General features: G+C 30.6%; 12 protein-coding genes. 8 read left to right on the forward strand and 4 right to left on the reverse strand.

The features are described 5' to 3' along the window. Nucleotides 1-8: 8 nt before the first annotated feature. Nucleotides 9-506, forward strand: a complete 498-nt coding sequence (locus H574_RS13985; protein ID WP_036227128.1) for a hypothetical protein — start codon at nt 9-11, stop codon at nt 504-506. 89 nt (nt 507-595) lie between these two features. After that, nucleotides 596-922 (forward strand): ArsR/SmtB family transcription factor, encoded by a 327-nt coding sequence (locus tag H574_RS0105295; RefSeq protein WP_027879563.1) that lies wholly within the window; start codon nt 596-598, stop codon nt 920-922. Here H574_RS0105295 and H574_RS0105300 read toward each other — a convergent pair whose 3' ends face one another. From H574_RS0105300 to H574_RS0105310, 3 genes are read right to left on the reverse strand one after another with little or no spacing between them, the layout of a single operon-like run. Next, nucleotides 923-2,746 carry a GNAT family N-acyltransferase gene (locus H574_RS0105300; RefSeq protein WP_027879564.1) on the reverse strand — a complete coding sequence of 608 codons (1,824 nt, stop codon included), beginning with the start codon at nt 2,744-2,746 and terminating at the stop codon, nt 923-925. It abuts the gene before it with no gap. 41 nt (nt 2,747-2,787) lie between these two features. Further along, nucleotides 2,788-4,038 carry an aspartate kinase gene (locus tag H574_RS0105305; protein ID WP_027879565.1) on the reverse strand — a complete coding sequence of 417 codons (1,251 nt, stop codon included), beginning with the start codon at nt 4,036-4,038 and terminating at the stop codon, nt 2,788-2,790. Continuing rightward, complete coding sequence (locus H574_RS0105310; protein WP_027879566.1) at nt 4,039-4,518, reverse strand: GNAT family N-acetyltransferase; 480 nt, start codon at nt 4,516-4,518, stop codon at nt 4,039-4,041. Between the two features lie 117 nt (nt 4,519-4,635). Between H574_RS0105310 and fbp the strand changes: the two genes are divergently transcribed. The 5 genes from fbp to H574_RS0105335 are packed head-to-tail and all read left to right on the forward strand — an operon-like array spanning nt 4,636 to nt 8,906. Beyond that, nucleotides 4,636-5,640 carry a class 1 fructose-bisphosphatase gene (gene fbp, locus H574_RS0105315; RefSeq protein ID WP_027879567.1) on the forward strand — a complete coding sequence of 335 codons (1,005 nt, stop codon included), beginning with the start codon at nt 4,636-4,638 and terminating at the stop codon, nt 5,638-5,640. A 53-nt stretch (nt 5,641-5,693) separates the two neighbouring features. Continuing rightward, nucleotides 5,694-6,050, forward strand: a complete 357-nt coding sequence (locus tag H574_RS0105320) for a hypothetical protein (protein ID WP_027879568.1) — start codon at nt 5,694-5,696, stop codon at nt 6,048-6,050. Between the two features lie 14 nt (nt 6,051-6,064). Further along, the gene (locus tag H574_RS0105325) at nt 6,065-6,883 is read left to right on the forward strand and encodes a hypothetical protein (protein ID WP_027879569.1); all 819 of its coding nucleotides are present in this window, start codon (nt 6,065-6,067) and stop codon (nt 6,881-6,883) included. Beyond that, nucleotides 6,870-7,361, forward strand: a complete 492-nt coding sequence (locus H574_RS0105330) for a Rab family GTPase (RefSeq protein ID WP_027879570.1) — start codon at nt 6,870-6,872, stop codon at nt 7,359-7,361. Before H574_RS0105325 ends, H574_RS0105330 begins: the two co-directional genes overlap by 14 nt. 18 nt (nt 7,362-7,379) lie before the next feature. Beyond that, nucleotides 7,380-8,906, forward strand: coding sequence for an ATP-binding protein (locus H574_RS0105335; RefSeq protein ID WP_027879571.1), 1,527 nt, complete (start codon nt 7,380-7,382; stop codon nt 8,904-8,906). A gap of 49 nt (nt 8,907-8,955) precedes the next feature. Here H574_RS0105335 and H574_RS0105340 read toward each other — a convergent pair whose 3' ends face one another. Continuing rightward, on the reverse strand, nt 8,956-9,387 hold the full coding sequence (locus H574_RS0105340; RefSeq protein WP_027879572.1) for a tellurite resistance TerB family protein: 432 nt from the start codon (nt 9,385-9,387) through the stop codon (nt 8,956-8,958). A gap of 242 nt (nt 9,388-9,629) precedes the next feature. Between H574_RS0105340 and mfd the strand changes: the two genes are divergently transcribed. Continuing rightward, nucleotides 9,630-12,968 (forward strand): transcription-repair coupling factor, encoded by a 3,339-nt coding sequence (mfd, locus tag H574_RS0105345; RefSeq protein ID WP_027879573.1) that lies wholly within the window; start codon nt 9,630-9,632, stop codon nt 12,966-12,968. Nucleotides 12,969-12,972 lie beyond the last annotated feature (4 nt).

Below are 12,972 nucleotides of genomic sequence, written 5' to 3' on the forward strand. Positions count from 1 at the left end.
CAAAACCAATGAGTGAAGACAACAAAAACCTGGAAGGCAAAGCTGAAGAGCTAAATAATACTACCGAAAACACAGAAAAAGCTAAAGAAAAATTAGACCAGTTTACAGAAAAAGCCGAAACTAAGTTTGAAGATATAAAAGCAGACGCAAAAGACACTTTTGAAAAAGCCAAAGCTAAAGCAAAAGAGTTTGTAGAAGAAGATGCTAAAGAACTTTATGATGAGGCTAAAGAAAAAGCATCTAAAATAGCTGACGAAGCTGAAGAAAAACTAGACGAACTTAAAGAAGATGCTAAAGCAGCTTACGAGAAAGCTAAGTCAAAAACAACCGAGTTTATTAATGAAGACGCAAAAGAGTTTGTAGATGAAACTAAAGAAAAGGTATCTAAATTGGCAGATGAGGCAGAAGAAAAATTAGATGAGCTAGCAGAAGATGCTAAAGAAGTTATTGAAGAAACTACTAAAAAAACTAAAAGCTTCTTTCAAAGGTTGTTTGGTAAAAAGTAAAAATCACGAAGTCTAGACTAATGTTTAGACTTTTATTTTATTTAATAAAATTGTAATATTGCAATATCACGTTTATAAATAATTAAACTATGGGTTTTACTAAAAAACATATTTTTACAGATCAAATTAACACTATTGCTAACTATACAAAAGTTATTGGTCATCCAGCACGTGTTGCTATCATACAACACATTAGCGAAAATAAAGACTGTAATTGCAACGATTTAGTAAAAGCTATTGGTTTAGCACAACCAACAATCTCTCAACATCTTTCAGAAATACGTAAAACAGGTTTATTAAATCAAAAAGTAAAAGGTAAAAACTTATACTACACTATCAATAAAAATCAGTTAAATGAGTGTAGACGTGTTATTAATGACTTTTTTGTAAAAACGCAGGTAAGCTGTTCCAAATAACTACTCATTTTCACTTTGCTCTGACAACTTACGCTCAAGTTCTTCTTGAAACTCTTCCATTACCGGTCTAACTGTACTTTCTGGTAAGTCGGCAATCTCTATATACATTAAACCGTCTACTGAGTTATTAAACAATGGGTCTACATTAAAAGCTACTAAACGTGCATTTTGTTTGATGTATTTTTTAAGTAGTACTGGTAAGCGTAATGCGCCTGGTTCAATCTCGTCAATAATTTTATCAAACTTATTTAAGTCGGCTTCAGTAGCATCAAACACAAAATCTTTATCTGCATCTTTTAGTTTGACCTTAAATTCTTTTTTAGGTCTAACGTATTGCGCTATATAAGGATCATAGTAATGCGATTTCATAAACTCGATCATCAAAGATTTTGAGAAGTTTGAAAATTGGTTACTAATACTTACGCCTCCAATTAAATATTTATGTTCAGGATAGCGTAATGTTGTGTGTACAATACCTTTCCAAAGTAAAAATAAAGGCATTGGTTTTTGTTGATATTCTTTAATGATAAATGCACGACCCATTTCTATAGATTGGCTCATCATTTTATACAACTCTGGCTCAAATCTAAACAAATCCTGAAGGTAAAAACCATCAATACCGTAAGTGGCAAAAATCTTAGATCCTAATCCCATACGATAAGCACCTGCTATAACATTAGCTTCATTATCCCATAAAAACATATGGTGATAATAAGTATCAAAACTATCTAAATCTATAGCTTCGTTTGTTCCTTCTCCTACTTCTCTAAAAGTAATTTCACGTAAACGACCTATCTCACGTAACAAGTTGGGCATCTTATCTGCAGATGCTAAAAAGACCTCATAGTTTTTACTGGTTAGTAATCTTAAATCGGCATCTCGCAATGCATTAACTTCTGCAATCATAGTTTCTTGACTTACAGGAGTTACAATTTTTTTTGGCGGTCTTATACTTTTAGGCGATTTTAACGTAGATGAAATTGTCTCTATTATTTTCTCTTTAGGTTCAAAAGAGTTAGAAAGCATATAGGTTTTTCGTCTTAAAAATTCTGAAAAATCTGCTAGACTTTCATGTTCATTTTGATCTGCTACAGATACTGGCCTACCTATTCTTACTTTAATAACACGTCTTTTCTGTGTCAATAATTCTGAAGGTAATTTTGCAGTTCTAAACGTGTCACTAATCTTAGATAGTTTATAAAAAAGATTGCTGTTTTTGGCGTGAAAATAAATTGGAACAACTGGCACATTAGCTTTTTGCACCAACTTCATTGCGGCTTCTTCCCATGGTTTATCAACCATTAACTTTTCATCTTTATAGGTTGATACTTCTCCTGCTGGAAAAATCCCTAAAGGATGACCTTCTTTTAAATGCATTATAGCATGCTTAAAACCAGATATGCTTGACTTAGCATCTTTCCTGTCTTCAAAAGGATTAACAGGCATGATGTAAGGTTTTAATGGCTCTATACGATGTAATAAAAAATTGGCTATAATTTTAAAATCTTTGCGTTGTTCTAACATCAATTTTAACAACAAAATACCATCAATACCTCCTAATGGATGATTAGACACAGTAATGTAAGCTCCATCTTTTGGTAGACGCTTTAGGTCTTCTTCAGGAATTTCAAATTTAATTTGAAATTCATCCAAAATACTATCTAAAAAATTTAAATCTTTTAGGTGCTTATTTCTATCGTATATTTTATTTAATGTAGAAATTTTTAAAACTTTCATTAAAAGCCATCCAACAAAAGTGCCTAAAAACCCATATTTATCTAGTTTTATAGCAGACGAAACTTCTTTAGCAGTGACTAATCCCATTTATTTTTTTAAAGTTAATGCCCACAAAAGTAAGCAAACATTTATTTAGTTACTATTTGTACCGTATTTTGATACATTTGTTTTAATAAAATCGTTTTTCCTTTCTCTAATTTCTGTATTGCTTGCTCATTATAATGCCTAATAGTAAATAGTGATACATTATCGTGACAAGTTACTTTAAATTTAGCTTTTAGATGAAGTAATAACGGCTCTAAGTTATTATAATTGTTTTCAAAACACACAGAAAAACTTATAGCTGAGTTTTGAATAACATCTACTTTCATTTTGTATTTGGACAACAAGTTAAAAATTTCGCTGATATTTTCTTCTACCACGTATGAAAAATCTAAGGTAGATAATGATATTAAAACTTGATTTTGTTTTAAAATGAAACATGGTACTACGGGATCAATACCTTTAAACTTTTTAACTACTGTACCATTATTTTGTGGTTGTATAAAAGACTTTACATGTAACGGTATTTCTTTACGTTGTAGTGGTTGTAATGTTTTAGGATGTATTACTGATGCGCCATAGAAAGCTAACTCTATTGCTTCTGTATAAGAAATTACATTTAATAATTGTGCATTTTCAAAATATCTTGGATCTGCATTTAATACGCCTGGTACATCTTTCCAAATGGTTACACTTTCTGCATTTAAACAATAGGCTATAATTGCTGCAGTATAATCACTTCCTTCTCGACCTAAAGTAGTCGTAAAATTGTTTTTGTCGCTTCCTAAAAACCCTTGTGTAATATTTAATTGCTTAGTATTTATATGAGTTAAAATGTTAGTCTGAGTTTGATCCCAGTTTACATTTGCACGTCTATAATAATCATCTGTTTTTATTAATTGTCTTACATCTATCCAATTATTTTTATAACCAACTTCATTTAAATAGGCGCTTATTATGGTTGTAGACACTAACTCTCCATAACCTATAACTTGATCATAAACAAAATTGTAATCTGGAGATTTATTGGTTTTTAAAAATGCTTTTAATTCTTCAAAAAGTGTTTTTACAGTATTGAAAACAGCATGTCTTTCGTTTTCAAATAAATCAATGATAATTTGATTATGGTATTTTATAACGTCTTGTAAAGCAGCTTGTAGTTCTGCTTGATTGTTAAAATAATTGCCAATTACAACTTCCATTGCATTGGTTGTCTTACCCATTGCAGAGATAACAATTAGTGTATTTTCATGTCCAACCTCTTCTAATACAGATACTAAATTTTTTACACCTAAAGCATCTTTAACAGATGCTCCACCAAACTTAAATACTCTCATTTATAATTTTTCTATATAGTTTTTTATGGCGTCTCCTTCTAATTGTGCTAAATACCAATCTTTTAATATTTTAGCACCTTGTTTTTCATAAAAATTAATAGCATTTGTATTCCAATCTAAAACTTCCCAACATATACGTTGTACACCTTGACTGTAACCGTATTTAATAACCTCATCAAGAAGTAATGTACCTAACCCTTGTCCCCTAAACTCTTGTTTTACTATTAAATCTTCTAGATGAACAGTTTTTCCTTTCCATGTAGAAAATCTAAAATAAATTAAGGCTATTGCTACGATTTCTTGTTCGCTCTCGGCTACAAAACAAGTAAATAAAGGGTTTTTACCAAAACCGTGTTCTATTAAATCTTTTTCTGTTACAATTACAGCATCTGGCTCTTTCTCAAAAACAGCTAATTCTTTTATTAGCTCTAATACTTTTGGCATGTCAGATTGCGTTGCAAAACGAATATTAAATTTCATCTTAAAAAGTTTTATTCAAATATAGTCTAAACAGATTATAGACCATAAAATTAATTTAAACGAAAACGTTGTAGTTTATTGAAAATTCTATGATATTTGTATCCAAATATAAGCTTCATGTCTAAAAAAAATCAAACCTTAGGTGAATTTATTATCGAAAACCAATCCTCTTTTAAGTATTCTTCTGGAGAGTTATCTAGACTAATAAACTCTATTAGACTTGCTGCAAAGGTTGTAAATCATGAAGTAAACAAAGCTGGACTAGTCGATATTATTGGCGCTGCTGGCGACACGAATATACAAGGAGAAGATCAGCAAAAACTAGATGTATACGCAAATGATAAGTTTATACATACATTAACTAACCGAAACATTGTTTGTGGAATTGCTAGTGAAGAGGAAGACGACTTTATTAGCATAAACAGTCAAGATTCTAACAACCAAAACAAATATGTAGTCTTAATAGATCCTTTAGATGGCTCTTCAAATATAGATGTTAACGTTTCTGTTGGAACCATTTTTTCAGTGTTTAGGCGTGTTACACCTGTTGGTACACCTGTAACTATAGAGGATTTTTTACAGCAAGGCAACAAACAAGTTGCTGCTGGATACGTGGTTTATGGTACATCTACAATGTTAGTATATACAACTGGTCACGGTGTAAATGGCTTTACGCTAAACCCAGCAATTGGTACGTTTTACTTATCGCATCCTGATATGCAATTTCCTGAAGATGGAAATATATACTCTGTAAACGAAGGTAATTACATTCACTTTCCGCAAGGTGTAAAAAACTACATTAAGTATTGCCAAATGGAAGAAGGCGATAGACCTTACACCTCAAGATATATTGGATCTTTAGTTTCAGATTTTCATAGAAATATGATTAAAGGCGGAATTTATATGTATCCAAAAAGCTCAAAAAATTCTAACGGAAAACTACGTTTATTATACGAGTGTAATCCTATGGCATTTTTAGCAGAACAAGCTAATGGTAAAGCTAGTGATGGTTATACTAGAATACTTGACATTACCCCAACAGAGCTACACCAACGCGTACCTTTTTTCTGCGGAAGTAAAAATATGGTATTAAAAGCTGAAGAGTTTATGCAAAACGCTTAACTGGTAGCTAAATAACTATTTTTTTGCTATTTTTATCTCCTTAAACTATCAACATGGCAAAACAAGATAAAAATCAAGAAAATATGGCGCCAAACGCTGTAGATGCTAGCTCAAAAATTGACGCTATAAAACAGCTTATTTTTGGAGAAAACATGCAAGCTTACGATAGTGAGTTTGAAACTCTAAAAAAAGATATACTTAACAAAAAAGAAGAATTAGAGCAATTAATAGACGAGGTTAAAACAGAGCTACTTCAAAATATTGATAATTTAAGTACAGACGTAAACATACGTATTACAGAGCTTGAAGCTTCTCTTGAAGAAAAAACAGACGCTTTAGAAGAGAAGAAAGTAGACCGTAAACTTCTGGGTGAACTTTTCACAAAGCTTGGTGAGAAGATTAGTCAATAAAATTGACTCTATAAATGACTCAAGACGATAAATTACAAATCTTAAAAGACATCTTATTAAAAGATGAGCACGAGTATGCATTATCGCTTGAACAAAAACTAAAAGATCTTGAAGCAGTAATAAACCAACAACCCAATTTATCAAAAAAAATTAATCCAATAATTGACGATAAATTACTAGAGTTTGTTGAAGAAATACCTGAAACATTAGGACCTACTATTACCGAAACTTTAAAAGCAGAGATTAAAAACTCTCAAGATGCTGTTGTAGAAGCTTTATACCCTATTATGGGTAAAATGATAAAAAAGTATGTGCAAAAAGAAATACAACTTTTATCTGAAGCAATTAACAATAAAATGAATAACACCTTTTCTTTTGAGTCTTTAAAACGAAGGTTTAGAGCAAAAAGAAGTGGCGTATCAGAAGGTGATATAATCCTCCAAGACCACTTTAAACCAACCATAGAGCAGATTATGGTTATAGAGCAAGGTTCTGGTATTGTAACTTCAGAATATTCAAAAACCCAAAACATAGACCAAGATACAGTTGCTGGTATGCTTACCGCAATTAAAAGTTTTGCAGAAGATGCTTTTCAAGCTGAAACTCAAAATTTAGAATATATAGAATATGAAAACTATCATATTCACCTTCAAAACTTTTCTAATTACTACATTGCTGTAGTAATATCTGGAGCATTTACAGCCACATTTAGAAACAAACTAGAGGATAAGTTATTAGATTTTGCTCAAAATGTTATAAATAAAACAGACTTAGAAAATAGTAGTATTTTAGCAACAAAATTAAAAGCACAATTTGAACATGAAATTATCTAAAAAAGTTGTTTTAATAGGGCACTTTGGTGTAGGAAAATCGTCCTTAATTAGACGCTTTGTAGAAAACACTTTTACAGAAGATTATAAAGTCACTATTGGTGTACATATCTTAAAAAAAGATATTCAAATTCCAGAAACCAACAAAGACGTTACTCTAGTTATTTGGGACTTAGAAGGTAATGATGATATTACCAACACAAGACCATCATATCTTATTGGAACACATGGTTTTATTTACGTGTTTGATTTAACAAGACCAAACACCTATAAAAACTTAGAATTTGACTTAAATTATATAAAAGAACGTTATCCTAACTTACCTGTTAAAGTTATTGGCAACAAAAAGGACTTAGTTACAAACGAGTTTATTAAAGAAAATAAAGAGATTTTTAAACAGTATGTAGACTTATATACAAGTGCAAAAACTGGCAAAAATGTAGAAGAGGTTTTTAATCAACTAGCTAAATCTTTAGTTTAAACATAAAACATTCTTAAAATGTTAGAAGAGTATAAAAAAAATTACGCACAATCTGTAAATCAATATTTAATTGTAGATACAGAAGGCAACATTAAAGAATCTGATGATGTTATCTTTAAAAAAATAGAAGGTAAACATATATCAGATATTCATCCTTTTTTTGAAAGTCTAACAGCTACATTAACCGAAAAAAACAAAGATTTAGTATTTTCTTGTATTCATCTTAATGATGAAGAAGGCAATACTATAATAACAGATATTATTGTAAAAACTTTTGATGGTAAAAAACCACCATTAATTGTTATCCTAGATTTAACGGTACACTACAATAACTACCAAACTACAGCGCAGGTAAGAAATGAGTCGGTAATAAACTCTCAAATACTAGAACTAAAAAACGAGTATTTAAAAGAAAAAGAAGCTTTTAAAAATGCATTCATAGCAAATTTTAATCATGAATTAAGAGATCCAATAACAGGTATTTTAACTTTTTCTGAGATTTTAAAAAAGACAGGATTAACAGATGAGCAAACTAACTATATAAAAGTCATGGACTCTTCTACAAACTACTTAAAGCAGTTAATAGAAGACATACTAGACATATCTAAAATAGAATCTGGAAAAGCAGAAATTATCTTAGAACCATTTAATCTACATGAATTATTAGATGAAATAGCTCAAATACACAAAATTAATTCTGAAAAAAAAGGTTTAGAATTTATTACTGATTTTAATAGCAATTTACCACAAATAGTTGGTGGTGATAAGATGAAGCTAAGACAAGTTTTAAGCAACTTATTAAGTAATGCTATTAAATTTACAGAAGTAGGATCAATTACTTTTAAAGCTTCATTAAATCAAACAAGAGCAAGAAAAGCTAATATTCATTTTGAAATTTCTGATACTGGAATAGGAATACCAGAAGAAGATCAAAACTCAATTTTTGAAAGTTTTAAACAACTTAACCATTCATATAAATATACTGGATCAGGCTTAGGACTTGCTATTGCAAAACATTATGTAGAGTTAACCGGAAACAAAATTACAGTAGATTCTACAGTAGGAAAAGGCTCTACATTTTCTACTAATTTAAACTTTAGAATAGACCCAAGTTACAAATTAGAAAAATCTAATAATGAAGAAACTTCTTTTATAGAATCTGATAAAAAATACAATATTCTGTTGGTAGACGATTCAGAAATCACTCAGCTATCAGTTCTTAAAATACTTGCTTCTAAGGGTAATTACTTTTTAGATATTGCCACAAAAGGAGAAGATGTCATACCAAAAGTAACAAACTATGATTCTCCTGTAGATTTAATCCTTTTAGATATTAAATTACCAGATATAAATGGTGATGAAGTAGCAAAACTGGTAAGAAAATTACCAGAGAGAGAGCATAAAAAAATACCAATTATTGCCTTAACAGCTAGAGTATTTAAGGATGATTTAAAAAAATATAAAAAAGCAGGTATTAATGATGTTGTAAAAAAGCCTTTTGATGAAGATACCCTTTTAACCAAAATAAGAGAACATCTAAAATAAAAAAAAGCAAGCGTTATGCTTGCTTTTTTTATGTATTTCAAAAACTATTTTATCTATTCATAGTTTTAATTTCTTCCATAAAAACTTCTAAATCTACTCCGTTTTTAACAAGCTCTAAAGCTTTATCTGCAACGTATTTAGAATTACTAGACTTAAAACCTAAACCAACACAAAGACGCTCTAACATAGCCATTTGGTTTTCTCCTTCAATTTGATCTGCCCAAACCATTCTAGCTAAATCGTATAAACGCTCTAAACGCATATCATAAGAAGTTGGTGGGTTTATAGGATGAGATTTATAATCCTTTAATATTAACTTATAATCTTCTTCGCTAATATCTAAATTACGTGCTAATCTATCTAAAAACGCCTTTTCTTCTTCTGTGATAATACCATCACTCATAGCAACTCTTACAATTGCAGCAAAATGATCTTCATTTCGCTTCTTAAACCCACTATCAAATAAATCTGAAAATGACATACTTTTTAATTTTAATTCACTGCAAATATAGTTAAACCTTGCTCCTTTTAAAATTAAAAAGTTTCTTTTTTTAACATGTATACTTAATATTATAAAAACTAATATAATTATTTTATTATCAATATTTTAAGTCAATTTATAACGTTTATTTTCATTAGCATTGTTAATATCAGATTAAATTAATTAATCAGAAAGCTTTTAAAAAAATCTAAGCCTTATATTTGCAAAAAATTCTATTAAAGGTGAGTAAATCTAACATCTCGCAAGCCTATTTACAATCTTTGCAAACGCAAAAATTGCAAACTGCTATTGCCCTACCTAAAAGTAAAACACACGTTAAAGGATTAGTAGGATCTTCGGTTTCGTTTATAATTTCTCAAATTTTTAAACAATCCGAATTACCATTTTTACTAATATTTCAGGATAAAGAAGAAGCTGCTTTCTATTTAAACGATTTAGAACATTTAATAAATAAAAACGATGTTTTATTTTATCCAGGAAGCTATCGCAGACCTTACCAAATTGAAGAAACAGATAACGCCAACGTTTTACTTCGTGCAGAAGTTTTAAACCGTATAAACTCACGTAAAAAACCTGCTATAATTGTTACGTATCCAGATGCGCTTTTTGAAAAAGTTGTCACCAGAAAAGAGCTAGAACGTAACACTCTAAAAATTACCGTAAACGATAATTTATCTATAGATTTTGTAAACGAAGTTTTGTTTGAATACAAATTTAAACGTGTAGATTTTGTTACCGAACCTGGAGAATTTTCGGTACGTGGCGGTATTGTAGATGTGTTTTCATTTAGTCACGACCAACCATATCGTATAGAATTTTTTGGTGACGAAGTAGACAGCATTCGTACCTTTGATGTAGAAACACAATTATCTACAGAGCAAATTAAAAAAATTAGTATTATTCCTAATGTTGCTAATAAACTAATTGAAGAAAAAAGGCAAAGCTTTTTACAATACATCGCTCAAAAAACAGTTGTTTTTGGGAAAAATTTCGATTTAACTTTTAACAGAATAGACGATTTTTTCAATAAAGCTCAAACTGCATTTAACAACTTATCTACCGAGCTTAAACACGCCAAACCAAACGAGCTTTTTTCAAATTCTGAAACCTTAAAAAAAGAATTATTAGATTTTAGTATAGTAGAATTTGGGACAACATCTGTTTTTAAAGCAGAGCAATTTGTAAAGTTTGACACAGTACCTCAACCTGCATTTAACAAACAATTTAATTTATTAATAGATAATTTAAATGCTAATCACGACAAAGGTTACACCAATTATATTACTTGCGTAAGCGAGCAACAAGCAAAGCGTTTTCATGATATTTTTGAAGACGTTGATGGCAATGTACATTATCAAACAATTGTACAACCTTTATATCAAGGTTTTATAGATCACGACTTAAAAATGGTGGTTTATACTGACCACCAAATTTTTGAACGTTACCATAAATTTCATCTTAAAAATGGCTATGCAAAAAAACAAGCCATTACCTTAAAAGAACTTACAAATCTAGACATTGGCGATTATGTTACTCATATAGATCATGGTATTGGTAAGTTTGGCGGACTACAAAAAATTGATGTAGATGGTAAAAAACAAGAAGCTATAAAATTAGTGTATGGCGAGCGTGATGTGTTATACCTAAGCATACATTCCTTACACAAAATAACCAAATTTAATGGTAAAGATGGTGCACCACCAAAAATCTACAAATTAGGTAGTAAAGCTTGGAAAACCCTTAAAGAAAAAACCAAATCTAGAGTTAAGCACGTTGCTTTCAACTTAATAAAACTATATGCAAAACGTAAGTTAAAAAAAGGATTTCAATATAAGCCTGATAGTTATTTACAGCATGAGTTAGAAGCTTCATTTTTATATGAAGATACGCCAGATCAAGTTACTGCTACTGCAGATATTAAAGCCGATATGGAAAGCGAAAGACCAATGGATAGATTGGTTTGTGGCGATGTTGGTTTTGGTAAAACCGAAGTCGCTATTCGTGCTGCCTTTAAAGCTGTAGATAATGGTAAACAAGTTGCGGTTTTAGTACCAACTACTATCCTAGCCTTTCAGCATCATAAAACCTTTAGTGAGCGTTTAAAAGAATTTCCGGTAACGGTAGATTATGTAAACCGTTTTAAAACTGCAAAAGAAAAACGCATCACTCTAGAAAAACTAGAAAAAGGTCATGTAGATATTATTATTGGCACACATCAATTGGTTAATAAAAGCGTTAAGTTTAAAGATTTAGGACTTTTAATTGTTGATGAAGAACAAAAATTTGGTGTTGCTGTAAAAGAAAAACTTAAAAGCATAAAAGAAAACGTAGACGTACTTACGCTAACTGCAACGCCAATACCGCGTACACTTCAGTTTAGTTTAATGGCTGCAAGAGATTTATCGGTAATTACAACTCCGCCACCAAACCGTTATCCAATAGAAAGTCACGTGATTCGTTTTAGTGAAGAAACTATTAGAGATGCTGTTAGTTACGAGATAGAACGTGGTGGACAAGTATTTTTTATCCATAATCGTATTGAAAACATCAAAGAAGTTGCAGGTATGATCCAACGCTTAGTGCCTGATGCAAAAATTGGTGTTGGTCACGGACAATTAGAAGGTAAAAAGTTGGAAGAACTTATGCTAAACTTTATGAATGGTACTTTTGATGTTTTAGTAAGCACAACCATTATAGAAAGTGGTTTAGACGTTTCTAATGCCAATACTATTTTTATTAATAATGCGAACAATTTTGGGTTAAGTGATTTACACCAAATGCGCGGTCGTGTCGGACGAAGCAATAAAAAAGCTTTTTGCTATTTTATTACTCCAGATTATCACGCTATGACAACAGATGCCAGAAAACGTATTCAAGCATTAGAACAGTTTTCTGAGCTTGGTAGCGGATTTAATATAGCAATGAAAGATTTAGAAATTCGTGGTGCAGGAGATTTACTTGGTGGCGAACAAAGTGGTTTTATTAACGAAATTGGTTTTGATACCTACCAAAAAATCTTAAATGAAGCTATTGAAGAGCTTAAAGAAAACGAATTTAAAGACCTTTACGACGAACCTGAAGAGAAAAAGCAATACGTTAAAGATATTACAATCGATACCGATTTTGAACTACTTTTCCCAGACGATTACGTAAATAGCATAACCGAAAGGTTAAACCTGTATACCACTTTAAACAACCTAAAAACGGAAGACGAGTTAACTACTTTCGAAAATCAATTAATAGATCGTTTTGGCGAGTTACCAACTCAAGTAGTAGACTTGCTTAACAGCGTTAGAATTAAATGGATAGCTACAAAAATAGGTGTAGAAAAAGTAATCATGAAAAAAGGTAAACTTATTGGTTACTTTATTAACGACCAAAAAAGTGGATTTTACCAAAGTAATTACTTTACAAAAGTGTTACAGTACGTGCAAACGCACCCACAAACTTGTAAAATGAAAGAAAAACAAACACGTAACGGTTTACGTTTATTACTTACCTTTGATAATATAAAAACAGTAGAAAAAGCACTTCAGGTATTAAAACCAATTTTGGAATAATTTT

This window comes from Mesoflavibacter zeaxanthinifaciens DSM 18436, from assembly GCF_000422365.1.
Lineage (GTDB): Bacteria > Bacteroidota > Bacteroidia > Flavobacteriales > Flavobacteriaceae > Mesoflavibacter > Mesoflavibacter zeaxanthinifaciens.

Excerpts from the sequence above, each read along its gene's own strand:
- H574_RS0105340 (WP_027879572.1), bottom strand. The coding sequence starts at position 9,387 with ATGTCATTTTCAGATTTATTTGATAGTGGGTTTAAGAAGCGAAATGAA.
- H574_RS0105335 (WP_027879571.1), top strand. The coding sequence starts at position 7,380 with ATGTTAGAAGAGTATAAAAAAAATTACGCACAATCTGTAAATCAATAT.
- H574_RS0105295 (WP_027879563.1), top strand. The coding sequence starts at position 596 with ATGGGTTTTACTAAAAAACATATTTTTACAGATCAAATTAACACTATT.
- H574_RS0105320 (WP_027879568.1), top strand. The coding sequence starts at position 5,694 with ATGGCAAAACAAGATAAAAATCAAGAAAATATGGCGCCAAACGCTGTA.
- H574_RS13985 (WP_036227128.1), top strand. The coding sequence starts at position 9 with ATGAGTGAAGACAACAAAAACCTGGAAGGCAAAGCTGAAGAGCTAAAT.
- H574_RS0105310 (WP_027879566.1), bottom strand. The coding sequence starts at position 4,518 with ATGAAATTTAATATTCGTTTTGCAACGCAATCTGACATGCCAAAAGTA.
- H574_RS0105330 (WP_027879570.1), top strand. The coding sequence starts at position 6,870 with ATGAAATTATCTAAAAAAGTTGTTTTAATAGGGCACTTTGGTGTAGGA.
- H574_RS0105305 (WP_027879565.1), bottom strand. The coding sequence starts at position 4,038 with ATGAGAGTATTTAAGTTTGGTGGAGCATCTGTTAAAGATGCTTTAGGT.
- H574_RS0105300 (WP_027879564.1), bottom strand. The coding sequence starts at position 2,746 with ATGGGATTAGTCACTGCTAAAGAAGTTTCGTCTGCTATAAAACTAGAT.
- fbp (WP_027879567.1), top strand. The coding sequence starts at position 4,636 with ATGTCTAAAAAAAATCAAACCTTAGGTGAATTTATTATCGAAAACCAA.
- H574_RS0105325 (WP_027879569.1), top strand. The coding sequence starts at position 6,065 with ATGACTCAAGACGATAAATTACAAATCTTAAAAGACATCTTATTAAAA.